We start from the raw sequence: 25798 nt of genomic DNA on the forward strand, positions 1-25798 counted from the left end.
GCAGGGAGAGAAGGGGAAATGGAAGGGCTGACCGTCTTTGCGGACAGGCATTATACCTATGAAGATTACCTCAAGCTGGATGATCGCCGTGACTACGAGGTGGTAGGGGGGAAGCTAATTGTGGTTCCCCGGCCAAGGCCCCGCCACCAGAAGGTTATCGGCCGCCTTTATGCGCTTTTGGAAAATTACCTGCGGCGGGAAAGGGCGGGGGAAGTCTATCCGGACGTAGATGTGGTGCTGGGAGAAGAAGTAGTTTCGCCCGACCTAGTGGTTATTTCGGCAGAGCGCCTTTTTATCGTTGAAGAGGCGAGAATTAACGGCGCGCCGGACCTAGTGGTGGAAGTGCTCTCGCCCTCCACGGCCAAGCTGGACCGCAAAGATAAGAGCCGGCTTTACCACCGGCACGGCGTGCGTGAGTACTGGCTGGTGGATCCGGAACTCCGCCTGGTGGAAGTTTTCGTGCGCGGAGAAAGAGATTGGAACCGCTATGGGGTTTATGATGAAGAAGAGGTACTGAGTTCGCCGACACTGCAAAGGCTGGAAATAAAGCTTCAGGAGATTTTCGAGGGATAAACAAAAAAGCCCGATTCCCGCCTCTATTTGAAGGAGGGTGTCGGGCTCTTTTGTTGCTACTTACCTTCCAGCAGGACGACCACCACGTGCTGTCCCGCTTCTCTGTCCCAGTTAAGCAACTGCTGCTCTAAGAAGTTTATTTCTGCCTCCAGAGAGGAATTGTTTTCCCCGCCGCCTGCGGCCTGCGCCAGCAGGCTGTGGTAGCGCTCTAAGGCCCGGGCGAAATCCGCGGTTCTGTCGGTGGTCTGGTCCTGGCGCCCGGTGACCTTCCCCAGCCTGCCGGCGGCGCTAATAAACTCACCGGCCTTTTCCGCAGGGATCACGAAGCGCCAGATCTCCACCGTTTTGCCGTCGAGCTGCTGGCGCCCGAATTCCTGGCGCTCGTACTGGCCGCCCAGCGCCAAAAGCGCGCTCCTGGCCGCCGCGAGGTCCGCCACCTGCACCTTAAGCAGGGTCTCCTCGATGATCCGGGGGCGGTTGAGGAAGACCAGCGGCGCCTTACCCGGCCCGGCTCCGCCGTCCTGCGGGGTGGTGGAAGCTTCCCTCCTCCCCGGTGCACCGTTTGCCGGGCCTTGCGGCTTGCTCGAATTTGCGGGGGGCGCAGCGGTTACTTCCCGGGTGCCCGTGCCCTCCGGGGGTGCGGGCGCGCTCAACTCGCCGGACCGCCCTCCCGTGCCCGTGACGGGCGGGGACGCGCCCTCCGGAACGGTGCTGCCGGGGGTGCTTTGCCCCGTGTTTACCGCCACCTGCGGCGGTATGCCGACGGGCCACCAGTGGCGCGCGGCAAAGCCCCCCGCCCCGGCCAGCAGGAGCGCCGCCGCCGCTGCCGCGGCCACGCCCCGCCGCGCCGCCGGGGGCAGGAACCGCCACCAGCCGGTGCGGGCGCGCCGCGCGCCCTCTTCCGCGCGTATCCGGGCCACAACCCCGGCGGCGAAGCCTTCCGGCGGCCCGGCGGCGGGGAGGCTTCGCAGGGCCTCCGTCACGGCACGCCACAGCTCGGCTTCCTTCCGGCAGCCGGGGCATACGGCCAGGTGCGCGGCCAGCTCCGCCTCGTGCCCCGGCGGGAGGTCACCGTCCACCCAGGAAAAAATTTCTTTTTCCGCCCTGCGGCAGTCCACTTCTCGCACCTTCTTTTATTTTAGCGGGTCGGCCCGGTACCGGGGCGGCCCGCGCTTCCCCTGGCCAGCGCCAGGGCAGGCGCGGCGGCCTCTACCCGCCCGGCCTTACCTTCGTCCGGCGACCCGCGCAGCATGGGAGAGAGCTTTTTCTTCAGCGACTCCCGGGCCCGGTTGAGGCGCGACTTCACCGTCCCCAGCGAGAGCCCCAGCAGGCGCGCGATCTCCTCATAGCTGTAGCCCTCTATCTCCCGCAGGACCAGCACGGCGCGCTGCTCGGGGGACAGCTCCGCGAGCGCCCTTTCCACCATTTCCCGGAACTCCCTTTCTTCCAGGGCTTCCAGCGGGTCGCCGGTAGCGGCGCGTAATTCACGGGTGACCTCGCCGTCTCCGGTGTCCACGGGCTCGTCCAGGGAGATAAGCTCCGCGCTGCTGCGGCGCTTCTTCATGTTTAAATAGAGGTTCACCGTGATGCGGTGCAGCCAGGTGCCGAAGTCCGCCTCCCCGCGGAAAGTCTCCAGCGCGCGGTAGGCCCGCACGAAGACCTCCTGGGCCAGCTCCTGGGCGTCGTCATGGTTTCCCGTCAGTTGATAGGAGAGGGCGTAGACCCTCTGCTGGTAGAGCACCACCAGCTCCTCAAAAGCCGCGAGATCCCGCTTCTGGGAGCGCCTGATAAGGTGGGTGACGTGGTCCAAGGATGAGTCACCCCTGCAAGAGATTACCCCGGACCCCGCCTACTATGTAAGACAACTCTTAAAGGGGAAAAGTTCCCTTTAGGTAGGCCCGGAGCGAAAATTTTCTGCCCGTAAAAGGATAATAACACGGAACGAGTCCGGCAGACAATTGGTTAAAATGCTTAACTTTTGGCAGAGGCGCCTGCGGCAAGTCGCCTTCCGGGCGGCGCGCGGACCTGCGGCGGCCCCTGCCGTTCAAGCCTTGCAGGCGCAGCATTGATGGGGTTGCCTTCATGGGCAGGCCCGTGGTAAGGTTCTTTTTACAAAAGGAAGTGATATGCTGTGACCACCCTTCCTCAAGAGGATGAGCGCCCTGGAAAAGGCCATGATGGAGCTGGCCTACGAATCCAGGCTCACCGAAATTAAGCTTAAGCAGCTGGCCGAGGGGATGGAAGAGTTCAAAGAAGAAATGCGGACCTGTGGTCCCCATTTACGCCGCCCTGGATATGGCCAAGAGTACGGTAGATTTACTTACGGCGAAGGGGATTTATGCCATGGTGGTACGAGGGGACATCCTGGAGGTTGTCAACTTAAACGAGCTGGGTCCGGTGCGCTAGCGGCGCACCTTTATTTTTTCCTGTGTCCGTAAGGGCCCTTTTGGCACGCTTTCCCACACTTTTGTAACATTTTTCTGCCATGGTTAAAAAGGGTGAGCCTACATTTTGCTTCTTGACCGGGCGGCAAGGGGCGGGTATTATCACCTTTAGGGTATAGTTAACCAGCTTAACAATTTTGCCTAACCCGCATGGGGAGAGGGGTGGTTTTTCTGCGGTTAACGGGGCGCGCGGGAGCCTGTGTGCGCCTGTTGGGGGCGGCGCTGGTGGCGGCAGCCGTGGCCCTGTACGGCTGCGCCAGGAGCCAGCAGGCGCAGGTGCCGGGAGGGCAGGCAAGGCCCCCGGTGGCGGTGGCCGTGCAAAAAGTGCAAAGGGCCACCGTGGAAAAGGAGCTGGTAGTGGGCGGCCAGGTGGCCGGCATCAGGAAGGCCGTGGTGGGGCCCAAGGTTTCCGGGCGGGTGGCCGACGTGGCCGTTGCCCTGGGCCAGTATGTGGCCGCCGGTGCGGTGCTCTTCGAGCTGGACAGGACGGAAGTGGAGAGCCAGCTGCGCCAGGCCAGGGCGAATCTGACCAGGGCGGAGGAAAACAAGAAGCTGGCGGACATAAACCGCGAGAACGCCAGGAAGAAGCTGGAGCGCTACAAGGAGCTTTTTGCCGCCGGGGCGGTGTCGCAGGACGCCTACGAGCAGGTCCTGGCGGAGTATGAGCGGGCCATGGTCAAAACGGCGGAGGCGGACCTGGAAGGCGCCCGGGCGCAATTGGAGGTGCTCGAGGCGCAGCTGGCCAACATGACCGTGCGCGCCCCGTTTGGCGGCCTGGTGAGCAAGGTGAACGTGAATGTCGGGGAGGTCGTTTCGCCCTCCTCCCAGTGTGTGGAACTGGTGGACATCGGCCGGGTGAAGGTGGCTGTGAGCGTGGGCGAGGAGGAGGTCAACAGGCTGCGGGTGGGCCAGGAGTGCCGCGTGGTGGTGGCCGCCGCCGGTCCCGGCCCCTTCACGGGTAAAATTACGGCCATCGGCCCGGCGGCGGACGACAAGAGCAAGGCCTTTAACGTGGAGGTGACCGTGGACAACCCGGAGGGGTTGTTGAAGCCCGGCATGTACGCCGAGGTGCACCTGGTGGTGGGCCGGGCGGAGAACGCCCTGGCCGTGCCGGTGGATGCGGTGGTGAGTAAAGGCAACAAGAAGGCGGTCTTCGTGGTGGAGGGAGATACGGCCAGGGAGCGCGCCGTGGTCACCGGCATTTCCGACGGCAAGCTGGTGGAGGTAAAGGAGGGCCTGGCCGGGGACGAGCAGGTGGTGGTCGTGGGCCAGCAGGGGCTCACCGACGGCGCGAAAGTGGTGGTTTCCGGCGGCGCCGCGCCGGGCGGGAGGCCCGCCGGTGCCGGCCCGGCAGGCGGGACCGGGGCCGCTGCCGGGAGGCAGGCCGGTGCCAAACAATAAGGGAGAGAGGTAGAGAGCCTTGCGGCTGGCCGATTTTTCCGTGGAGCGACCGGTGGCCATCACCATGCTCATCGTGGCCCTGGTCATCTTGGGCTTTGTCTCGCTGACCTACCTTTCCATCGACCTCCTGCCGGACATCTACAACCCGTACATCATGGTGCGGGTGAGCTACCCCGGGGCCGGTCCCCAGGAAGTGGAGAACGACGTGGTGAGGGTCCTGGAGGGGGCGCTGGGGAGCGTCAACAATATTGAAAAAATCACCTCCACCTGCCAGACGGGCTCCGCCCGCGTGACCCTGCAGTTCCGGTGGGGGACGAACCTGGACACGGCGCTGTCCGACGTGCGGGCGGCCATCGACCGCGTGCGCACGCGCCTGCCGGACAGCGCCCAGGACATCGGCATCTTCCGCTTTAACCCCAACATGATGCCCATCCTCAGGATAAACCTCACCGGCGACTACGCGCCGGAGGACCTAAAGCGCCTGGTGGACGACGTCATTGCCCCGCGCCTGGAGCGCCAGGACGGGGTGGCCTCGGTGAGCGTCTTTGGCGGCCGGGAAAGGGAGCTGCAGGTAGTCGTAGATCCCCAGAAGCTCTCCGGCTACGGGATTGCGCTCAACACCCTGGCGCAGACCCTCTCCGCGGAAAACGTGGACGCGCCGGGGGGCATCATTCCCAGGGGACAGACCAATTTTGTGGTGCGCGCCCTGGGGCGCTACCGGACCCCGCAGGACCTGGAAAACCTGCCCGTGCCCCTGCCCCAGGGCGGCTTCGTGCGCCTGCGTGAAGTGGCCGAGGTGAGGGACACCTTTGCCCGGCAGGACACCTTTGCCCTCTTAAACGGGCGGCCCTCCGTAAGCATTATGGTCTTCAAGCAGAGCGGGGCCAACACGGTGGACGTGGCCGAAAGGGTAAAAAAGGAGCTCTCCCGGGTCTGCCGTGAGCTTCCCGGCAACCTCGCCGTGCACTACGCCTTCGACCAGGCGGACTCCATCGGGCGCTCCATCAGGCAGCTGGTGCGGGACAGCATCCTGGGCGGGTTGCTGGCCATCCTGGTGCTCTTTGTCTTCCTGCGCAACGTGAGCACCACGCTGGTCATCGCCCTGGCCATACCCTTTGCCATCAACACCACCTTCATCCTCCTCTACTTCAACAAGCTCACGCTAAACCTCATGTCCCTGGGCGGGCTGTCGCTGGGCCTGGGGCACATGATCGACTACTCCATTGTGGTGCTGGAGGCCATTTACCGCTACCGCCAGAAGGGCTACGGGCCCAAGGAGGCGGCCAAAGGAGGCACCGCCGAGGTGGCCATGGCGGTGATTGCCTCCGCCCTCACCGTGGCCGTGGTCTTCCTGCCGGTGGTCTTCGTGCAGGGGCTGGCCGCCCAGTTCTTTAAGCAGTTTGCCCTCACGGTGGCCTTCTCCCAGCTGGCGGCCCTCTTTGTCTCCCTCACCCTCATCCCCATGCTGGCCTCGCGCCTCTTTGCCGAGGTGCGCGACCTGGGCGAGGGGGGGCGCTGGTGGAACCGGGTGTTTAAGAAGAGCGAGCAGTGGTACGGCGCGCTGGACTCCTTCTACCGCCGCGTGCTGGCCGCCTCGCTGCGCCGGCGGGCCCTGTTGCTGGGCGCGGTAGCCCTGCTCCTGGGGGCGAGCGTCTGCCTCATCCCGCTCATCGGGCGCGAGCTTTTCCCGCCCGAAGACAGCGGCCAGCTTACCGTGGACGTGCAGATGCCGGTGGGCACCGTGCTCTCCGAAACCCAGGCCGTGCTGGAAAAAATGGCCGCCACCGTGGCGCAGATCCCCGAGGTGCAGACGGTGGCCATAACCGTGGGCGGCGGCGCGGGCGGCTACATGGGGGCGCCGCAGACCGAGCAGGGCTCGCTGGCCGTGCGCTTAAAGCCCAAAGAGGAGCGCCGGCGCACCACCGACCAGGTGGTGGAGGAGGTGCGCAGCAAGACCAGGGGTATCCCCGGGGCCACCGTCCGCGTGGCCGCCAGCTCCAGCTCCCTGGGTATGCTCAGCCGCGCCTTCAGCGGGCGGCCCATCGAGATTGCCGTCAAGGGCAGCGACCTGGATACGCTCCGCCGGCTGGCCGCGCAGGTAACCGAAATCGTGCGCAGCGTGCCGGGGACCCGCCAGGTGATGAACAGCATGGAGGCGGGCCGGCCTGAGCTGCGGCTGGTGGTGGACCGCGAGAAGGCCGCCCAGTACGGCCTCACCGCCTCCCAGGTGGGCAACCTGGCCAGGATTCTGGGCGACGGCCTGGTAGTGGGCACCATCGAAGACGAGAGCGGCAAGAGCGTGAACATCCGCCTGCTGGTGGCCGAGCAGTACCGGCAGAGCACCTTTGATCTGGAAAAGCTGGTGGTGTCTGCCTCCGGCGGGACCCGCGTGCCGCTAAAACAAATTGCCCGCTTTGAGGAAGGGGAGGGTCCCAACGTCATTAACCGCGACGGCCAGTCCCGCGTGGTCTACGTCTACGGCGACTACGCCGGGCGGGACCTGGGCAGCATCAACCGCGAGATCGCCCAGAAGCTGGCCGCCCTGCCCCTGCCCGAAGGTTACTACCTGCATCAGGGGGGCCAGCAGGAGGACATGGCCCAGACCTTCCGCTCCCTGCTGATTGCCCTCACCCTGGCCGTGATGCTGGTGTACATGGTCATGGCCGCGCAGTTTGAGTCCCTGGTACACCCCTTGGTGATCATGTTTTCCGTGCCCCTCTCCATCACCGGGGTGGTCTTGAGCCTGCTTCTGACGGGCCGCACCTTTAATATGATGAGCTACGTGGGCGTAATCATGATGGTGGGCATCGTGGTCAACAACGCCATCGTCCTGGTGGACTACATCAACACCCTGCGGCGCCGCGGGCTGCCCCGCGACGAGGCCATCCTGGAGGCCGGCCCGGTGCGCCTGCGCCCCATTTTGATGACGGCGCTGACCACCATCTTTGCTTTAATCCCCCTGAGCCTGGCCCTGGGGGAAAGCTCCGAAGCCCAGGCGGCCATGGCCACCGTGGTCATCGGGGGGCTCACCTTCTCCACCTTCCTCACCCTGGTGGTTGTGCCGGTGGTCTACGCCCTCTTCGACGACCTGGGACAACGGCTGTTTGGCGCACGGAAGGCGGCAAAGGAGGTGCCCGCCGGTATGCCGTAGCGGGTTAACCGGGGGCGTGCCCGGCCTGGGGAGCGGCAGGGAGGCGGCTTTACCCCGCCGGGCGGCAAGGCCAGGCCGGGGCAAAAAGGCCCGCCGCAAGCAAGGCCGTTTTGGCTGGCGGCAGCCGCCTCCGCCGCAGCGGGGCGCGTCGGCGAGGCCCACGCGGGATTCAATACACGCCGGCGAGCGGTGCAGGAAGCCTTTATATGGTTAAGTTTTACCGGAAGGAGGTAGGAGCACTTGCTTCGGCGCATTTTAGCCGCGCTCGTTCTTGCCTGCGGGGTGATGCTCATGCCCGCGGCGGCTCCGGCCAAGGAGCCGGCCACCTTCGAGCTGTCCCTGGAAAAGGCCGTGGAAATGGCCATTGCCAACAGCAAGGAACTGCAGAACGCCCAGTACGACATCGACCGCGCCTGGGAGGTGCGGGAAAAAGCGGCGGACAACGTGAAGTACATCCCTGCCGGGATTATTTCCGGCGACGACGCTGCCAAGGCGGCTGCTGCTTTCACCGGGCTTGTGCAGGCAGACCTTAGCTGGCAGGCAAAAAAGAAAGCTTACGAGGTCACCAAAGACTCCGTGGTTATGGCCGTATACAAGGCATACTACAATGTCCTTTCCGCCCAGGAAAACGTACGAGCCAAAGAAGCGACGTTAAAGAGTGCCGAATGGCAACGCCGCATAGCTGCGGATCAGCTGCGCCTGGGTATGTTATCCAAGAGCGATTTCTTAACGGTGTCGGCGAGCATTGAGCAGGCCACAAAAGACCTGGAGGCGGCAAAGAAGGCATTGGATGATGCATACCATCAGCTCAATCAGTTAATCGGCCTCTGGCCTGAAGACCGCCCCGTGCTTACCTCACGCCCCAAGTATGAGCCTCTGGCCGTGGACAGCCTGGACGCGGCGGTGGAGCGCGCGGTGGCGGAAAGCCCCACGGTTTGGCTGGCCAAAAGCCAGGTAGACTACTATAAATTGCGTCTCGATTTGTACCCCTTTAATACTTCCAGCGTTTCCGACCCTTATGATGCCTGGGAAATAGACGTTTCCAAAGCAGAAGTGTCGGCGGCCAGTACCGAGGAGCAGATACGCAAACAAGTGCGCTCGATATATTATACAGCCAAACAACTGGAAGATAGTTATGCCGCCGTCCTTCAGCGTCTGGAGGTAAATCGTGAGAAGCTTCGCGTGGCGCGCTTGAAGTTTGAGCTGGGCATGGCCACAAAGGCCGATGTTCTGAGTGCCGAGGCCGAGCTAGCAAAAACGGAAAAAGATCTTCTGGACCTCGTCGCCCAGCACGAAATATGCGTCATGTTATTTGCCAAGCCCTGGGTGTATTCCGGCGGCGCGGGTGCAGGTACTTCCTCCGGCGCAGGTTCTTTTTCCGGCTCCTCCTCCCAGGCCTCGCGCTAAAAAAGCCGACGGCCCGCTTTAGGCGGGCCTTTTTTATGGCCTTGACCGGAAGCCGTCTGGCACATCATGCAGGCCTTCCCCGACCAGAACTTTAGCTTTACCGACCTTACCACCTGCGGGAGGCCAGCAAAAGCCCCCGGGTGGCGTAATAACAAAAAGAATTGCTAGCACTATATTTAGGGGGTGCACGTCGACGGGAATGCCGAGGAGACGGCTCAGTTCTGCGGCCGTTTCCAGTGTGAGGTCGAAGGTCTGATCGTCGCTGATTTTTTCGTCAAAATACACGGCCAGGTCTATGTCCCGGCAGGGGAGATCATCTTCCAGAAAGGAGCCGTGTAGAAAGGCGAAGCGTATTTCCGGGCGGCTAACCAGGTACTTTTTGAGCTGGGCAATGATCTTTTCTTTATCATTTTTTGGAAAGTAAATGCCTTTTCTCTCCAAGGGGTCGGTATAGCTGCTTAGCTTCCTTCATGAGATGCTTCCTCCAGATTTAAGATGTGCTCGACGGCCTTCAGAAACTCCAATATATCCGGTAGGTCGTTTCTCATTATTTGCAACATTCGCCGGTCGTCGATTTTCCCATAGCCGTGAATAACCAAATTCCGGAAGCCCATCATTTTGCCCAAGCGTGCCGCCAACAGTGGATCTAGTAACTTGTGTTCGCCCAGTAGATAAAAGCTTTCGGCATAAGTTGAAGGGGCCTTGCATATAAGCCGGGCACATAAATGGGCGGCAATGTTTGTCGCTGCCCCGGCTACTCTTTAGCCCTTCCTTAAAATCAAGAATAACACGCCTGCGGCAGTTTCCACAACTTGCTTGACTTTCTCCTTCCCCGCCCATATACTTAACGTGGTGAAGTTTTTCCGGGGAAGGTGGTGGGCATGGAGGGCGGCAACCTGGGCGTCCTCCTGGAACGGCTGGACGCCGTTTTCCAGCAGCTTTTCCGGCGGCTGCACGCGCGGCTCGTCAGGTCGCTGCCGGAGGGCCTCACCGGCAGCCAGTTTTTTGCCTTAAAGCTCATCTTCATGCGCGGGAGGATGACCGTCTCCGAAATGGCCGAGGAGCACGGGGTGAGCCTGAGCGCCGTTACGGCCATGGTGGACCGCCTGCATCGGCTCGGCTACGTGGAGCGGCAGCGGGACGAGGCCGACCGCCGGGTGGTCTGGCTTTCCCTGACGCCCGAGGGGGAAGAGCTGGTGAGGTCCTGCCTGGCGTCCCGGAGGGCCGTGCTGGAGCACTACCTGTCCAGGCTCCCGGCCCAGGACGTGGTCGCCCTGGTGGGCATTTTTGAAAAGCTCCTCGCGATTTTTGCCCAAGAGGAGACGGAGGAAAAGAAAAGGGGGTAATGCAGGCGGCATGAGAAAGGGGTGGATGGTGCTTGCCGCGCTCTTGGTGCTGGCCCTTTTGGCCGCCGGGTGCGGCAAAAAGAAAGCGGGGGACGGTGCATCGTCCGGACCGCCCGCCGTGCAGACGGCCCGGGCCGAAATGGGGGTTTTAGAGGGCGGGGCGGTAATCACGGGCAAGCTGGAGGCCGTACAACAGGCCAACATCGTGCCCAAGGTGCCCGGCAAGGTGGCCAGGGTTGAGGTGGACGTGGGCAGCCGGGTGAGCGCGGGACAGGTGCTGGTAGCTCTGGAAAATAAGGACCTGGCCGACCGCTTGAACCAGGCCGAGGCGGCGGTGGCCCAGGCGGAGGCGGGTCTGACCCAGGCCCAGGCGGGGCTAAAGGCGGCGCAGGCGAACCTGGAAAACGCGCGGGCGAGCTTGGCCGTGGCCGAGGCCAACTACAACCGGGCCAAGGAGCTCTTGGCCGCCGGGGCCATCTCCCAGGCCGATTTTGAGGGCCGCTACGAGCTGCCCTACAAGCAGGCCAGGCAGCAGGTGGAGGCTTCATCTGCCCAGGTGGAGCAGGCGCAGGCGGCGGTGAGGGTGCAGGAAGCCGCCCTGGCCGGCGCGCGGGCCAATGCTTCCCTGGCCAGGACCGCCTATGAGGACAGCTTCATCAGGGCGCCCTTTAGCGGCGTGGTCACCGCCCGCTACATCAACCCCGGGGAAATGGCCGCTACCGCGCCGGTGGTCTCCCTGGCCAACCTGGATAAGGTGGTGGTTAAGGCCACCTGCGGGGAAAAGCTAATCAATCAGTTAAAAGTGGGGCAAAAAGTGAAAGTGGTGGTGGCCGCCGTGCGCCCCGAGCCCTTTGAGGGCACCATCACCCACATCGGCCCCGCCGCCGAAGCGCAGACCAAGGCTTTTCCCGTCAAAGTGGAAATTGACAACCCGGATCATGTCCTCAAGCCGGGCATGTTTGCCGAGGTGAGGATCGACACCTCTTCCCGGGAGCAGCTTCTCATCCCGCGGGAGGCGCTCGTTAGAGACGGGGAGAGCACTTTTGTGTGGGTGGTGAAGGACGGCAGGGTGCAGCGGCGGGCCGTGACAGCCGGGGAGTCCGACGGCAAGAAAGTGGCCATCCTCTCCGGCCTGGAGGCCGGCGAAGAGGTGGTCACCGCCGGCTACGAAGGCCTGGCGGAGGGCGCGGAAGTAAGGGTGAAGGGCGAGTAAGAGACTTGGAGGTTCTGCCTGCCCCATGAAGGTTACCGACGTCTCCATAGCCCGCCCCATGCTGGTGGCGGTGCTGGTAACCGTGCTTTTGATCCTGGGAGCGGTGTCGCTTTCCCGCTTGGCCATCGACCTCTGGCCGGAAATGAACCTGCCCGTGGCCGCCGTGGTCACCGAGTACCCCGGCGCGGGGCCGGCAGAGGTGGAGGAGCAGGTGACGCGGCCCTTAGAGGCCGTTTTAGCCATGTTAAACGACCTGGACACCATGCAGTCCACCAGCGGCGCCGGCAGCTCCACGATCGTCCTCATGTTCAAGTGGGGCACGGACATGGACTACGCCGCCCTGCAGATCCGAGAAAAGGTGGATTTGGTGCGCAACTACCTCCCCTCCGGCGTAAAATCCCCCACCACCTTTAAGATGGACCCCAACATGATGCCCATCCTGCAGCTGGCCCTTTCTGCCGGCGATGCCGAAAAGTTAAAGAAGACTTTCGACGACGTCATCCGGCCCCGCCTGGAAAGGGCCCGCGGTGTGGCTGCCGTGTGGTCGGCCGGCAGCCTGGAGAGGGAGATCCGCGTCCTGGTCGACCCGGAAAAGCTGGCCGGCTACGACCTCACTTTAAACGGCCTGGTGCAGGCCCTGCAGGCGGAAAATGCCAACGTTTCCGCCGGCAAGGTGCAGGAGGGCAAAAAGGACGTCCTGGTGCGGGTGGCCGGGGAGTTCCGCAGCACCGACGAAATTGCGCAGGTGGTGGTGGGCAGCTCGCAGGGCACCCCGGTGCACCTGGGCGACGTGGCCCGCGTGGAGGACACCTTTAAAAAGACCACCCAGCTCAGCCGGGTTGACGGCCGCCCCGCCCTCACGGTTTACGTGCAGAAACAGAGCGGCACCAACACCGTGCAGGTGGCGCGGGAGGTAAAAAAGGCCGTAAAGGAGCTGGAAAAAGAACTGCCCTGGGTGCGCTTTGAGGTGGTCATGGACCAGGCCTCCTACATCGAGCGCAGCATCTACCATGTGCTCAGGGAGATGCTGGTGGGGGGCCTGCTGGCCATGCTGGTGATGTGGGTGTTCCTGCGCAACTTGCGCTCCACCCTCATCATTTCCACTTCCATCCCCATCTCCATCATCGGCACTTTTGTGCTCCTCTACTTTAACGACATGACCTTAAACCTCATCACCATGGGCGGCCTGGCCCTGGGGGTGGGGCTCATTGTGGACGACGCCATCGTGGTGCTGGAAAACATCTTCCGCCACCGCCAGATGGGCTACGGCCTGGTGGAGGCGGCCAAGACGGCCACGGACGAGGTGGGCGGGGCGGTAATTGCCTCCACCCTCACCACCATAGCCGTCTTTCTGCCCGTGGTCTTCGTGCGGGGGCTGGCGGCCCAGCTCTTTGCCCCCATGGCCAAGACCGTTTCCTTTGCCATCTTCACCTCCATGGTCGTCTCCTTTACGGTGGTGCCCCTCCTGGCCAGCCGCTGGCTGCACCTGGAGGAGGCCGGCGGAGCGGGCGCCGGGCGCCGCGTGCTTTGGCGCCTGTACGGCTTCTCGGAGCGCTGGTACGAAAAGCTGGTGGCCTCATACCGGCGCCTCCTGGAGTGGGCCCTGGACCACCGGCGCCGCGTGCTGGCCCTGGTTGCCGCCCTCATGGCGGCCAGCGTGGCCGCCTTCCCCCTGGTGGGCTTTGAGTTCATCCCCTCCATGGACCAGGGCCAGGTGACCGTTACCTTAGAGATGCCCCGGGGCACGGCGCTGGCCGAGACCAACCGCGTGGCCCAGGAGGTGGAGAAGATTGCCGCCTCCTACCCCTGGGTGGAGAGCGTCTTCACCGGGGTGGGCTTTACCGGGATGCAGGGGCTGTGGGGGGAGAGCTCCACGGACGTGGCCCAGATCGTCCTCACCCTGGTGGATAGGTCCCGCCGCGACCTCACGGCGGAGCAGGCGGCAGATGTCCTGCGGGAAAGGCTGGCGGAAATTCCCGGCGTAAAGACCAGGGTCAGCGCGGTGGAGGACACCATGCGGATGCAAGGCGGGGACGCCCCCCTGCAGTTGAAGATCAAGGGCGACGACCTGGACGTGCTGGCAGACCTGGGCGAAAAGGTGGCCTCGCTCGTGCGGGAGGTGCCGGGTACCCGGGAGGTGACCTCCAGTTTGGGCGAGCGGCGGCCCGAGCTGGTGGTGCGGGTGCACCGGGACCGCGCGGCGGCCTGCGGCCTCTCTCCCGCGGAGGTGGCCGCCACCGTGCGCACTGCCGTTGAGGGCACGGTGGCCACGCGCTACCGCACCGGCGGGCGGGAAGTGGACGTCAGGGTGCAGCTGCGGGAGGGCGCGGTGGGCCGCCAGGCGGACCTGGAGAACCTCCTGCTCACCTCGGCCTACGGCACCAAGGTGCCCCTTTCCCAGGTGGCGGAAATTGTCGAGGACCGCGGCCCGCGCTCCATTTCCCGGGAGGATCAGAGCCGCATGGTTACCGTGAGCGCCAAGCTGGCCGGGCGGGACCTGGGCAGCGTAGTCAGGGACGTGCGGGCAAAGCTGGGCGGCCTGGCCCTGCCGCCGGGCTACACGGTGGAATTCGGCGGCGAGCAGGAGCAGATGGCCGAAACCTTCGGGGATCTGGCCCTGGCCCTGGTGCTGGCGGTAGTGCTGGTTTACCTGGTGATGGTGGCCCAGTTTGAGTCGGCCCTTTACCCCTTCATCATCATGTTTTCCGTGCCCGTGACGCTGGTGGGCATTACCTTTTCCCTACTGGTCACCGGGCGCTCGTTCTCCGTGCCCGCCTTTATCGGCGCCATCATGCTGGTGGGTATTGTGGTCAAGAACGCCATTGTCTTTGTGGACTACGTAAATATCCTGCGGCGGCGGGGCCATTCCCGCCGCGAGGCCATCCTCACCGCCGGGCCGGTGAGGCTGCGCCCCATTTTAATGACGGCGCTGACGGCCATACTGGCCATGCTGCCCATGGCCGTGGGCATCGGCGAGGGCTCCGAGGGGCAGGCGCCCCTGGCGACGGTGGTGGCCGGCGGGCTGGCCTTCTCCACCCTCATCACCCTCGTGCTGGTGCCCGTGGTCTATACCATCCTGGACGACTGGAAGGAGCGGTGGTACGCCAAAAGGGCGAGGGGCGGCATCCGTGTGGCCTCTGGAGAAAGCTAGGGGGTGGCGGCGTGAATAACAAAAATAAAAAAGTGATTGTGGCGGTTCTCCTGCTGGCGGTCCTTTCCCTGGCCGGGGTGAGCTTTTACTACTGGTACACCAACGCCTACTTCGTGAGTACGGAGGACGCCAAGGTGGATGCTGACCTTTTCCGGGTCAGCCCCCAGGTTTCCGGTAAAATCCTGGAGGTCTATGTGGAGGAAGGCCAGGCGGTGCGCGCCGGCGAGGTGGTGGCCAGGCTGGACGACACCACGCTTCAAGCGGCCAACCCCGACCTGGCGGTGGTGCGCGCGCCGGTGGACGGCCTGGTGGTGAAAAAGCTGGCGCGGCCCGGGGAAATGGCCGCGCCGGGGCAGCCGGTGGTCGTGCTGGTGGACCCCAAGGATCTTTACGTAACGGCCAACATTGAGGAAGACAAGCTGCGCCGCGTGCGGGTGGGCCAGCAGGTGGACATCTCCTTAGACGCCCTGCCCGGGAAAACCTTTACCGGGCGGGTGGAGAGGATCGGCAAGGCCTCCCTCTCCGTCTTCTCGCTCCTGCCCTCTTCCAGCGGCGGCAGCTTCACCAAGGTGGTGCAGCGGGTGCCGGTGAAGATCGTGTTTAACGAGAAGCCCGGCGAGTACGTGGAGGTCGGCACCAACGCCTTTGTGCGCATCCACGTGAAGTAGGGGGTGGCGCCCTTGCGGCCCGAGCCATCGCTTCCGGCGGGGGGATTTCCCTGGCGGGAGCTGTTCATTCTGGTCATCGGCTCCTTTATGGCCATTTTGGACGGCAGCATCGTTAACGTGGCCATCCCCAAGCTCATGGCCATCTTCGGCGTGAGCACGGATGAAATCCAGTGGGTGATGACGGCCTACCTGCTCACCTCCGGGGTGGTCATCCCGGTGAGCGGCTACCTGGGGGACGTCTTCGGCTACCGCCGGCTCTACATCCTCACCCTGGGCTTCTTCACGCTGGGCTCGCTCCTGTGCGCCCTGGCCTGGAGCAACACCTCCTTGGTGGTGGCCCGCGTCATCCAGGCCGTGGGCGGGGGGATGATCATCCCGGTGAGCATGGGCATGATCTTCCGCATCGTGCCCCGGGAGAAGACGGGCATGGCCATGGGCCTGTGGGGCATTTCGGCCATGATGGCCCCCACCATCGGCCCCACCCTGGGCGGTTACCTGGTGGATAACCTCTCCTGGCACATGATCTTCCTCATCAACATCCCCATCGGCGTGGTGGGCATGTTCCTGGCGGCGGTGTTTTTGAAAGAGACGCCGCTCTTGCGCACCAGGTTCGACCTGATAGGGTCTGTTTTGGCGGGGGCGGGCAGCTTTGCCCTGCTCCTGGCATTAAGCGAGGGGCAGGACAAGGGCTGGACTTCCCAGTACATCGTCACGCTCCTTTTGTCCGCCTTCTTTCTCTTCGTGCTCTTCGTCGTCTGGGAGCTGGGCGAGGAGGAGCCCATGCTGGACGTGCGCATGCTCAAAAACCCCGTCTTTGCCTTTAGCCTGCTCATCACGGCGGTGGTAACCATCGGCCTTTTCGGGGGCCTCTTCCTCATCCCCGTCTTCCTGCAGGGGCTTTTGGGCTACACGGCCATGCAGACGGGCCTGTTGATGATGCCGGCGGCGCTGACCAGCGGGCTGTTAATGCCCGTGAGCGGGCGCCTTTACGACCGCCTGGGGGCCAGGCCCCTGGCACTGGTGGGGCTGGCGGTCGTGGTCTACACCACCTGGGAGCTGCACCGGCTGGATCTGGACGTCTCCTACGGCTGGCTGCAGATGATGCTGGTCTTGCGGTCGGCGGGTATGGGCCTGGCCATGATGCCCGTTTCCACCGCCGGCATCGACGCCCTGCCGCGCCACCTCTCCGGGCGGGCCTCCTCCATCAACAACCTGGTGCGCCAGGTGTCGGCCTCCCTGGGCATTGCCTTTTTGACCTACGTGATGACCAAGCGCCAGGCGCTGCATTACGCCTGGTACCAGGAGGGCTTCTCCTGGTCGTCGGTGGTGGCCCTGCCTGCCCTGGAGACCATCAAGCAATTGCTGGGCCTCCCCACGGATACCGCTATGGCCGTGGTGAGCATAGCCGCCCAGCGCCAGGCCGTGGCCGTGGCCATCGGCGACTGCTTCGTGGTCAGCGCCCTCATGGTGGCTCTCGCCCTGCCGCTGACGTTCTTCCTGGGGGGTAAGGGGGACGTGCCCCATCGGCGGGAAGCAGGGCAGGTGCCGGCGGGCTTCGAGGGATGAACGGAGCGGGCGCGAGCCAAATCGCGCTACTGGCGGATTGCCGGGCGGGCGGCCCGGGCAGTATAATAGCTTGCGGGGTGCAGCAAGGTTTATGCGCAGCATAAACATACTCGGCGCGCGGGTGGACGCGGTGGACCTGGAGGGGGCGGTGGAGAAGATCGCGGCGTTCGTGAGGGAAGGCCGGCCCCGGCAGGTGATTACCCTGAACCCGGAGATCCTCTACCGCGCGCAAAAAGAGCCGCCGCTTCTTTCCCTGATCAATGCCGCCGACCTGGTCACGGCGGACGGCGTAGGGGTGGTGTGGGCGGCGGGGATGTGTGGCGCGCGCCTGCCCGGGCGGGTGACGGGCATCGACCTCATGCTGGCCCTGGTGGCGCGCGCCGCGCGCGAGGGCTGGCGGGTGTTCCTTTTGGGGGCTGCGCCGGGGGTGGCCGCGGAGGCCGCCCGGCGCCTGCAGGAAAGACACCCGGGGCTGGTAGTGGCCGGCACGCACCACGGCTACTTTTCCCCGCAGGAAGAGAGGGGGGTGGTGGAGGAAATCCGCGCGGCGCGCGCGGACCTTCTTTTTGTGGCCCTGGGCGCGCCGAAGCAGGAGCTTTTCATTGCCCGCCACAAGGCGGTGCTGGGTGCAAAGGTGGCCATGGGGGTGGGGGGCAGCTTTGACGTGCTGGCCGGGAAGGCGCGGCGCGCGCCGGCCTGGATGCGGCGGCTGGGCCTGGAGTGGCTGGGCAGGCTCCTCATGGAGCCCCGCCGCTGGCGCCGCATGTTAGTGCTGCCCCGCTTTGCCGGGCTCGTGCTCCGCGAGTCCCTGCGGCAAAAATTCGGGGGAAGGAACGGGTAAAAGGCCGTCGAAAAGAGTCAGGAGGGGGTAAGCGGCAATGCACGAAAAGCGTCTTTGGGCGGCGGCAGTGCTCCTGGTGCTCCTGGCGGCAGCCGGGGGCTATGCGGCGTTTGCCGGGGCGAGCGGGGGAGATCCTGGCTCCGCCGCCGATCCCCTGGTGACCAAGAGTTACGTGGAGGAGTACGTGGCCGGCTACGTGCAGAAGGCCCTGCAAAACCTGCAGGGGCCGGCCTGGCAGGTGAAGGTGGTGCCCGCCGGGCAGGCGTTCTTGGGCGCGGCGGGCACGGAGTTCATTTTGCGCTCCGGCGCGGCGGTGGCCGTGGACCCCACCGGTAACGGCATACCCGACGTGACCGCGGGGACGAGCCTTCCTGCGGGGCAGAGCGTGGCGGCCAACCACCTCTACATCATCCCCCGGGACGACGGGCGGGGCTTCCTGGCCAGGAGCGAGGTCGTGGTCATGTACCGCGGGCGCGAGCTGTCGAAATAGCCCCGGAGGTGCGGCACCTTGGCGCGGGGGGTAAAGGCGGCCCTGGCGGCTTTCCTCCTCCTGGCCGGATGCGCCCTTTTGGCCCTGGGGCTGTACCTGGGCCTGCACGGCCTTCCCGGCGGTGAGCCCCAGGGTGCCGGGACGCGCTCCGCCCGTCCTCCGTCCTTTACCGTGCTCCTGCTGGGCTCCGACGCGCGGCCCGGGGAGGAAACCGGCCGCACCGACACCATCATCGTGGCCAGCGCGGACGGGTTGCAGGGGCGGCTGGCCTTTCTCTCCATCCCGCGGGATACGCTGGTGGAGATCCCCGGGCACGGGCCGGATAAAATCAACGCCGCCGCCGTTTACGGCGGCCCGGAGCTCACCGCGCGCGTGGTTTCCGATTTAATCGGCCTGCCCGTGCGCTACTACGTGCTTGTGCGCTGGGAGGGCTTTAAGAACATCGTGGACCTCCTGGGGGGCGTCACCCTGGAGGTGGAAAAGGACATGCACTACGTGGACCACTCCGACGGCCCGGAGTACGCCATCGACTTAAAACGCGGCCTGCAGCGCTTAGACGGCGCGCAGGCGCTTGCCTACGTGCGCTTCCGGGGAGACGCCCTGGGGGATATCGGGCGCACCGAGCGGCAGCTGAAGTTCTTGGCGGCCCTGGCCCGCGAGGCCATGCAGCCGGCCAACCTGGCCCGCCTCCCCGGGCTCTTGCCGGAGCTGGCGCGCCAGGTGGAAACCAACCTGGGGCCGCGGCAGCTGCCGGCCATGGTGCAGGCGGCCCGCCTCTTTGCCGGGGGAGAAATCGTCACCCAGACCCTGCCCGGCCGCTTCCTGGAAAAGAACGGCGTCAGCTACTGGGAGGTGGACCCGCGCCGGGCCCGCCTGGTGGCGCGGTCCTTTTTCCGGGAGGGTCGGGTAACGGAGGTCTTTACCGGTCCCGCCGCGGTCGGCCCCGCGCCCCCGCCCGCTCCCGGCTCCGGGGCGGCGCCGCCGGTGCAAGAGAGCCCCGGGCCGCAAAAGGTTCCCGGAGGGGCGTGAGTCAGGGCGCGGGGCGTCCTGCATTTTAAGGGGGCGGTATGCGGCCCGGCAAAAGGTAGGCGCCAAATCCCCGCCGCAGCGGAAAGAGGGCTGAAACTCGTCCGGGTGGCGAAGGTAAGGCCGGCCTGCAAGGGCCTTAGCGTGCTTAGAATCCATGCCGGGGGAACCCGAATTTTGCAGGGGAGGTTTTGTTTGCCTTGTCCAGGCGCGTGTTTTCCGCCCTTTGCCTCTTTTTCCTGGCCGCGGGGCTGCTGGCGGCCGCCTTTGCCGCCTGGCAGCGCTACCGGGTGGAGTCCGGCTTTCGCACCGTGGAGGTGGCCATGGTCTACGACGACCTGGCCAACCTGGCCGCCCTTTCCGGGAAGGACACCCTGGAGGTGATGAGGCTCTTTCGGGAACAGGGCCTCACCACCGTGCTCTTTAAAGAGCCCACCCTGGAAGAGCTGAAGGCGACCGGGGAGGTGAGCGCCCTCACCGGCCAGGATCTCTTAAACCTCCAGCCCCCGTGGCTGGGGAGCCTGCGCGCGCAGGAAGAGATTTCCTCCCGCCACACTTATCTCGTGACCTCGCGGGAGGAGACGGCGCGCCGGCTGGCCCTGCAGCTGGAGGCCAAGGCCGGCGGCGCGCGGGTCTTCCGCCCGGCGCCGGGGGTCTTCGTGGTGCGCGTGCCCGCCTCCCCCTCCAACCTGCAAAAAATCGGCCTGGGCTTTCCCGAAGGGCCCCTGCGGGACAGCGCGCGGGCGGGGCTCTTTGCCGCCGTGCAGGTGCGCGCCTGGCCGGGAGCCTCTGCCCGCAGCATGGAGAAAGCGCTCTCGCCCCTAAAGGACATCCCCAACCTCTCCGCCGTGGCCTTTAACGACGACACATTACCGGGCTACCCGGCGGAGCTGGGGGCGCTGGCCCGCACCCTAGAGGGCCTGGGCGTGCCGGTGGTGCAGGTGGAGTTCTTCCGGCAGCGGGGGTTAGAAAAGCTGGGGGTCCTCCTGCAGAAGAGGGTGGTGCGGCTGCACACCATTAAGCCGGAGGAAATGCCCCGCTACACGCCCAAGGAAGCGCGGAACCGCTACCTCCTGGCCGCCGCGGAGCGCAACGCCAGGATGCTCCTGGTGCGGCCCCTTGCAGACGGCACCGGCGCCGGCAGCGTCCTGCGGGCCAACCTGGACTTCGTGGCCGGGCTGCGGGAGGGCCTCTACCGCGAGGGGCTCGTGGTGGGCCGGGCCTCGCTCCTGCCGCCGCTGCCCGTTTCCCGGCCCCTGGTGTTTGTGATGGGCCTGGGGGTCATTGCCGGGGGGCTTTTGCTGCTGCAGCGGCTGGGCCTGGAGCGCGGGCTGCCCCTGCTGGGCCTGGCGGCCGCCCTGGCCTGGGGTGGGCTTTTGGCCGCGGCCCCTTCACCGGCCAGAAAGCTCGCCGCCCTGGCGGCGGTGGTGGTTTTCCCCACGCTCTCGCTGCTCACTACCGTGCGGCCCCGCGGCGCCCCGCTTCCCGAGTGCGCCGCGCGGCTGGTGCTGGCCGTTTCTCTTTCCTTCCCCGGGGCCCTCTTTACCGTGGGCCTGCTGGCGGATGCCGGGTTCATGCTCAAGCTGGACCAGTTCTGGGGGGTCAAGCCGGCCCACGTGCTGCCGCTCTTGCTGGCGGCAATTGCCTTTTTCTTCCTTTACGCGCCGCCCGAGCCCTGGCATGAGCGCCTATCCCGCACCCTGCAGCGGCCGGTGCTGGTGAAGTGGGCGGCGGCCGGCGCGCTTTTGCTGGCCGTACTGGCCGTTTATCTCGTGCGCACGGGCAACGAGGGGGAAGCGGTCACCTCGGCCCTGGAGCTAAAGGCCAGAAACCTCCTGGACGCCCTTTTAGGGGTGCGCCCGCGCACCAAGGAGTTTCTTTTGGGGCACCCCCTGCTCATGCTCTTGTTTGCCACCGGCTACCGGGACAACCGCTACCTGCCGCTGCTCATCCTGGGGGCAGTGGGCCAGATCTCCCTGGTGAACACCTTTGCCCACATCCACACGCCGCTGGCCGTCTCCCTGCTGCGGCTGTTTTACGGCCTGGCCCTCGGCCTTTTGGTGGGGGCGGTGCTGGTTCTGGCCGTGCGGGCGGCGGCCCGCTGCCGGGAGAAAATGGTCCCGCCGGGTGAGGGGCCATGAGGGGCGCCGGCCCCGTGGTGGCCGTTTCCGGCTACTACGGCTTCGGCAACCTTGGCGACGAGGCGGTGCTCTACAGCATGCTGCAGGCCCTGCGCGCATCCCTGCCGGGGGCGCGCTTTGTGGTCCTCTCCGGCGACCCTGCCGGGACCCGCGCCGCCTTTGGCGTGGAAGCGGTGAACCGCTGGAGCCCGGCGGCGGTTTGCCGCGCGCTGGCCGCCTGCGACGTTTTTTTGAGCGGCGGCGGCAGCCTGCTGCAGGACGTCACCGGGCTGAAAAGCCTCCTCTACTACGCGGGGGTGATCTGGCTGGCCGGGGCGCTGAGAAAGCCGGTCGTCTTCTACGCCCAGGGCATCGGCCCCGTGACGACGGAGGCGGGGCGCCGGCTGGTGCGCCGCGTGGCCGAGCGCGCGCGGCTCATTACCGTGCGGGACGGGGAATCTGCGGCGGAGCTGCGGCATCTGGGGGTAAAGAGACCGCCGGTGGTGGTTACCGCCGACCCCGTGCTGGGGCTTGATCCCGCGGCGGTGGGCGGGGAGAAGGGGGAGGCGGTGCTGGCGGAGGTGGGTGCTGCCGGGCGCCCCGTGGTGGGGGTGGCGCTCAGGGAGTGGCCGGGCTTCGGCGCGGAGCAGGAGGAGGCCCTGGCGCGCGTGCTGGACGGGCTCTGCCGCCGGGGCCTGGCGGTGGTCTTCATCCCCCTGCACTTCCCGGCGGACCTGGGGGTGAGCCGGCGCGTGGCCGCCCGCATGGCGGAGCCGGCGGCGGTGGTTTCGCGGGCGCTTTCCGTGGAGGAGGCCCTCTCCCTTTTCGGGTGTTTGCACCTGTGCCTGGGCATGCGCCTGCACGCCCTCGTTTTTGCGGCGGTCTTTAACGTGCCCCTGGTGGGCCTCAGCTACGACCCCAAGGTGGAGCGTTTCCTGGCCCGCATCAACTGGCGCCCCCCGCTGCCTGCCGGCGCCTTTGACTTTGCCGCCCTCTCCCGGGAGGTGGAGGAGGTGCTGGCAGGGCATGAGGCGGCCCGCGAGAAGCTCCGCCTGGCGGTGGAGCCGCTCAAGGCGCAGGCCCGCCTTACCCCCCGCCTGGTGAGGGACCTCCTTACTTCTCGAGCCTGCCCCCGAGGCGCTTGAGGGCCTCCTGCACCCAGGAAATCTGCTCCGGCCCGAAGCGGGCCGGCTCTTCGTTAAACAGGACGGCCCTGGCGGCGGCGGCCCCCGCCGCGTCCCCCAGCACGCAGAGGTTGGGGATGACCCGCACTTCCGCCCAGGCCAGCGAGGAGGCTCCCGTGGCGTAGCCCGGCACCAGGAGGTTTGGCACCCGGGGCGTGACCAGCATGCGGTAGGGGAGGTAAACGGGATTTTGCGGCTCGCCGCCCTTCTGCTGCCAGTCGGGCCGCACCCTGCCCGTCACCGGCCAGGCGTATTCCCCGCCGGCGCGCAGGTCCTCAAAGGTGTAGGCGTTTATGTCCATGGCGTAGAAGCCCAGGCCCACCCGCTCCCCGTAGTGCCGGCCGTCCGCGCCGCGCCCCGGGCCGTCCCCGGCGCCCTGGCAGGCCGAGGGGGTGAGGGCGTAGGCGCTCTCCTCGCTGCCCGGTCCCGCTTCCCGCGGCTCCCGGGTGAGGTGCACGGTTTCCCTTAAGTAGAGTACCTCGCCCACCACGGGCTCTCCCCGCTCGTCCCTCACCAATTCCGCGCCGGCAAAGCCGTAAACCTTCCCGTCGGCCGCCGTGCCGCCCACCTGGCGGAGGGCGGATAGAAACTTCGGGTCGCAGATGACCTCTTTGGCCAGGAGCCGCGCGGTGTCCGCGTCCAGGGCGTCCGGGCGCGCGTCCGGCGGGTAGGCGGCCGTGCCGGCGTCCCGCCTTGTGGCCCGCCCGTCCACGTTAAAGATCAAGAGGGCGTTGACCCACCACTCCGGGCTGCCCGGCCCTTCCTGGGCGGCGTTTAAGGGCTTTAGGGCAAAGCCCCGGGGGCCGTAGCGCCGGTTGAAGTCCCTTACCACCGGGTTTTCCCGGTAGGCCTTCCAGCCGCCGGCCACCCCCCAGCTGCCCCGGTGATCACAGAAGAAGACCAGGTCGCCCGCCCTCACCAGGCGGCCCGCCTCCGGGGAGGGCGCCCTTACGCCGCGCACCTTGAACATGAGGGTGGCGGCCTGCTGGCGGGCGGCCACGGTCCTCCCCTCACCGTGCTCTAAGTAGGCCTGCGGCCAGTCGGCGCGACCGGTGGTGGTGACATCACCCGCCAGGCGCGTGAGGCGCCCGTCCTCGGAGGCGTCCACGTAAACGCGCCCCCGCACGCGCACCGCGCCCCTCCCCCAGCGGGGCACGCCCTGGGAGTCCGGCACCACTTCTCTTAAAACGAGCTCCGCCAGCGGGCCTTCCCCGCCGGAGGGCACCGCTTCCGCCACGTCGTAGCACCAGAGGATGTGGATGTTGGGGTACCGGGCGAGGTCGGCGCGCAAAATGGCGGCCATGCGGCCCGGGTGGTAGAACTGCCCGGCTTCCTCAAACCAGCGGGCAAAGGACCCGCCGGCGGTGAGCCCCCCGCGCCAGTACCACACGTCAAAAAAATTCTGCCCCCCGACGGTGCCGATGCCGCCCAGGGCGGGTAATGTTCCCGGCACCACCAGGAGGACGGACCTGCCGGACGCCAGGGAGGCTGCCGTGCGGGCGGCGGCGCAGCCGGCAAAGCTGCCGCCGTACACCACGATGTCGTAGCGCCGCGCGGCCTCACCGTCGGGGGGCGAAAGGCGTGCGCCTGCCGCAAGCAAGAGAACCGCCGCCAGGAGCAGCGCGGTGCTAGAAAAAAGAAGTTTTTGCCCCATCGGCTCCACCCGTGGTATAATATGTCTGTGATTGGTGCCATGCTGGACGCAAAAGCCATACAAGAAATTCTTCCCCACCGCTACCCTTTCCTGCTGGTGGACAAGATCGTGGAGCTGGAGCCGGGAAGGCGGGCGGTGGGGGTAAAAAACGTGACGGCCAACGAGCCCTTTTTTGCCGGGCACTTCCCCGGGCGCCCCATCATGCCCGGCGTGCTCATCGTGGAGGCCATGGCCCAGGTGGGCGCCGTGGCCCTCTTGAAGCAGCCGGAGTTTGCCGGGCGGCTGGCCCTCTTTGCGGGCATCGACCGCGCCCGCTTCCGCCGCCAGGTGGTGCCGGGTGACGTCCTGCGCCTGGAGGTAGAGATCCAGAAAATGCGCGGCTCCGTGGGCAGGGCCTCTGCCCGGGCGCTGGTGGACGGGGACCTGGTGGCCGAGGCGGAGCTTCTCTTTGCCGTGGAATGAGGTAAATCCTGCGCTTGGCGGAGGGGATCTGGTTTTGGAAAAAGCTTTGGCGGGCCTGGTGGTGGCCGCCGGGGTAAGCTATCTGGCCACGCCCTGGGTGAGGCGCGTGGCCTTTCGCCTGGGGGCGGTAGACCGGCCCGACGCGCGTAAAGTCCACCGCGAGCCCATGCCCCGGCTGGGGGGCGTGGCGGTATATGCGGCCTTTGTGGCCGCCGTGATTGTCGCCGTGCCCAAGTCATTGGAGGTCCTGGGGCTGCTCCTGGGGCTGACCCTGGTGACGCTGGTGGGCGTGGCCGACGACGTGCGGGGCCTTTCCCCGCGCTTAAAGCTGGCCGGGCAGGTGGTTTCAGCGCTGGCCCTGCTGCCCTTCGGCATAGAGATATACTTTGTCACCAACCCGTTAAACGGTCATCTGGTTGACCTGGGCTGGCTGGGCCTCCCGCTTACCGTGTTCTGGGTGGTGGCCGTGACCAACGCCGTGAACCTCATTGACGGGCTGGACGGCCTGGCCGGGGGCGTATCGCTCATTGCCGCCCTGACCATGGCGGCGGTGGGTTTCGTGCAGTGGAAATTTTTCGGGGCCGCGGACCAGCAGGAGGTAATCCTCCTGGCCCTGCTCCTGGCGGCGGCGCTCCTGGGCTTTTTGCGCCACAACTTCCACCCTGCGTCGATCTTCCTGGGGGACGCGGGGTCCATGCTGCTGGGGTACGCCCTGGCGGCCATGGCCGTAATGGGCCTCACCAAGAGCGTTACCGCCGTGGCCGTGGTGCTCCCCCTGCTCATCCTGGGCATCCCCCTCCTGGACACCTTCATGGCCATCCTGCGGCGCTACTTCAACCGCCGGCCCATCTTTGCCCCGGACAAGGAGCACCTGCACCACCAGCTTTTGGCCCTGGGCCTGTCCCACCGGCAGGCGGTGCTGACCATCTACGGGGTCAGCGCCCTACTGGGTTTTTGCGCGGTCTTCCTGGTCTTCCTGGCCGTAAGCCATGCGCTGCTCCTCCTGGCCGTGCTTGCCGCGGGGATCGTCTCCGCCGCCAGCAGGCTCGGCCTGGTGGGCAGGCAGGTGGGCAGGAAGGGCCAGGTAAAGGAGATGTGATC

General features: G+C 66.0%; 21 protein-coding genes and 1 pseudogene. 17 read left to right on the top strand and 5 right to left on the bottom strand.

Annotated features, from left to right (window positions below):
* Positions 1-18: 18 nt before the first annotated feature.
* Positions 19-573 carry a Uma2 family endonuclease gene (locus G454_RS0104420; protein WP_027717629.1) on the top strand — a complete coding sequence of 185 codons (555 nt, stop codon included), beginning with the start codon at positions 19-21 and terminating at the stop codon, positions 571-573.
* Between the two features lie 56 nt (positions 574-629).
* On the opposite strand, the gene G454_RS0104425 is transcribed toward G454_RS0104420, so the two are convergent.
* Both G454_RS0104425 and G454_RS17715 read right to left on the bottom strand, forming a co-directional pair.
* Positions 630-1691, bottom strand: coding sequence for an anti-sigma factor family protein (locus G454_RS0104425; protein WP_027717630.1), 1062 nt, complete (start codon positions 1689-1691; stop codon positions 630-632).
* A 20-nt stretch (positions 1692-1711) separates the two neighbouring features.
* A complete protein-coding gene (locus tag G454_RS17715) occupies positions 1712-2383 on the bottom strand; it encodes a sigma-70 family RNA polymerase sigma factor (RefSeq protein WP_084413253.1) in 672 nt (223 codons plus the stop codon).
* Positions 2384-2841: 458 nt separating this feature from the next.
* Between G454_RS17715 and G454_RS21355 the strand changes: the two genes are divergently transcribed.
* From G454_RS21355 to G454_RS0104450, 4 genes are all read left to right on the top strand, one after another.
* Positions 2842-2979 (top strand): hypothetical protein, encoded by a 138-nt coding sequence (locus G454_RS21355; RefSeq protein WP_156896664.1) that lies wholly within the window; start codon positions 2842-2844, stop codon positions 2977-2979.
* A 200-nt stretch (positions 2980-3179) separates the two neighbouring features.
* Positions 3180-4418, top strand: coding sequence for an efflux RND transporter periplasmic adaptor subunit (locus tag G454_RS0104440; RefSeq protein ID WP_027717631.1), 1239 nt, complete (start codon positions 3180-3182; stop codon positions 4416-4418).
* 19 nt (positions 4419-4437) lie between these two features.
* On the top strand, positions 4438-7569 hold the full coding sequence (locus G454_RS0104445; RefSeq protein ID WP_027717632.1) for an efflux RND transporter permease subunit: 3132 nt from the start codon (positions 4438-4440) through the stop codon (positions 7567-7569).
* A gap of 240 nt (positions 7570-7809) precedes the next feature.
* A complete protein-coding gene (locus G454_RS0104450) occupies positions 7810-8976 on the top strand; it encodes a TolC family protein (protein ID WP_027717633.1) in 1167 nt (388 codons plus the stop codon).
* Between the two features lie 33 nt (positions 8977-9009).
* Here G454_RS0104450 and G454_RS20275 read toward each other — a convergent pair whose 3' ends face one another.
* Positions 9010-9417, bottom strand: a complete 408-nt coding sequence (locus G454_RS20275; protein WP_051275877.1) for a nucleotidyltransferase domain-containing protein — start codon at positions 9415-9417, stop codon at positions 9010-9012.
* 17 nt (positions 9418-9434) lie between these two features.
* A pseudogene (hepT, locus tag G454_RS22850) lies at positions 9435-9719 on the bottom strand (type VII toxin-antitoxin system HepT family RNase toxin); the annotation flags it as partial.
* A gap of 138 nt (positions 9720-9857) precedes the next feature.
* Here hepT and G454_RS0104465 point away from each other — a divergent pair.
* From G454_RS0104465 to csaB, 10 genes are all read left to right on the top strand, one after another.
* Positions 9858-10322 carry a MarR family winged helix-turn-helix transcriptional regulator gene (locus G454_RS0104465; RefSeq protein WP_027717634.1) on the top strand — a complete coding sequence of 155 codons (465 nt, stop codon included), beginning with the start codon at positions 9858-9860 and terminating at the stop codon, positions 10320-10322.
* A gap of 10 nt (positions 10323-10332) precedes the next feature.
* Positions 10333-11535: an efflux RND transporter periplasmic adaptor subunit gene (locus G454_RS0104470; protein WP_027717635.1), complete on the top strand. Its 1203-nt coding sequence runs from the start codon at positions 10333-10335 to the stop codon at positions 11533-11535.
* Between the two features lie 25 nt (positions 11536-11560).
* The gene (locus G454_RS0104475) at positions 11561-14686 is read left to right on the top strand and encodes an efflux RND transporter permease subunit (RefSeq protein WP_027717636.1); all 3126 of its coding nucleotides are present in this window, start codon (positions 11561-11563) and stop codon (positions 14684-14686) included.
* Between the two features lie 11 nt (positions 14687-14697).
* The gene (locus tag G454_RS0104480; RefSeq protein ID WP_027717637.1) at positions 14698-15354 is read left to right on the top strand and encodes an HlyD family secretion protein; all 657 of its coding nucleotides are present in this window, start codon (positions 14698-14700) and stop codon (positions 15352-15354) included.
* Between the two features lie 12 nt (positions 15355-15366).
* A complete protein-coding gene (locus G454_RS17725) occupies positions 15367-16920 on the top strand; it encodes a DHA2 family efflux MFS transporter permease subunit (protein ID WP_245574309.1) in 1554 nt (517 codons plus the stop codon).
* A 91-nt stretch (positions 16921-17011) separates the two neighbouring features.
* Positions 17012-17761, top strand: a complete 750-nt coding sequence (locus G454_RS0104490) for a WecB/TagA/CpsF family glycosyltransferase (protein ID WP_027717638.1) — start codon at positions 17012-17014, stop codon at positions 17759-17761.
* Between the two features lie 37 nt (positions 17762-17798).
* Positions 17799-18251: a hypothetical protein gene (locus G454_RS0104495; protein WP_027717639.1), complete on the top strand. Its 453-nt coding sequence runs from the start codon at positions 17799-17801 to the stop codon at positions 18249-18251.
* Between the two features lie 18 nt (positions 18252-18269).
* A complete protein-coding gene (locus G454_RS17730; RefSeq protein WP_051275879.1) occupies positions 18270-19280 on the top strand; it encodes an LCP family protein in 1011 nt (336 codons plus the stop codon).
* Between the two features lie 197 nt (positions 19281-19477).
* Positions 19478-21418, top strand: coding sequence for a DUF5693 family protein (locus tag G454_RS17735; RefSeq protein ID WP_051275881.1), 1941 nt, complete (start codon positions 19478-19480; stop codon positions 21416-21418).
* A complete protein-coding gene (gene csaB / locus G454_RS17740) occupies positions 21415-22542 on the top strand; it encodes a polysaccharide pyruvyl transferase CsaB (RefSeq protein ID WP_035106907.1) in 1128 nt (375 codons plus the stop codon). Before G454_RS17735 ends, csaB begins: the two co-directional genes overlap by 4 nt.
* Here csaB and G454_RS17745 read toward each other — a convergent pair.
* Positions 22511-24235: an FAD-dependent oxidoreductase gene (locus G454_RS17745; RefSeq protein WP_051275883.1), complete on the bottom strand. Its 1725-nt coding sequence runs from the start codon at positions 24233-24235 to the stop codon at positions 22511-22513. The two genes, csaB and G454_RS17745, sit on opposite strands and share 32 nt — an antisense overlap.
* Before the next feature lie 42 nt (positions 24236-24277).
* Between G454_RS17745 and fabZ the strand changes: the two genes are divergently transcribed.
* Both fabZ and G454_RS0104525 read left to right on the top strand, forming a co-directional pair.
* Positions 24278-24697, top strand: coding sequence for a 3-hydroxyacyl-ACP dehydratase FabZ (fabZ, locus tag G454_RS0104520; RefSeq protein WP_425387434.1), 420 nt, complete (start codon positions 24278-24280; stop codon positions 24695-24697).
* A gap of 34 nt (positions 24698-24731) precedes the next feature.
* Positions 24732-25796: a glycosyltransferase family 4 protein gene (locus G454_RS0104525; RefSeq protein WP_027717641.1), complete on the top strand. Its 1065-nt coding sequence runs from the start codon at positions 24732-24734 to the stop codon at positions 25794-25796.
* The last annotated feature ends 2 nt before the right edge of the window (positions 25797-25798 follow it).

This window comes from Desulfovirgula thermocuniculi DSM 16036 (assembly GCF_000429345.1).
GTDB lineage: Bacteria > Bacillota > Desulfotomaculia > Desulfotomaculales > Desulfovirgulaceae > Desulfovirgula > Desulfovirgula thermocuniculi.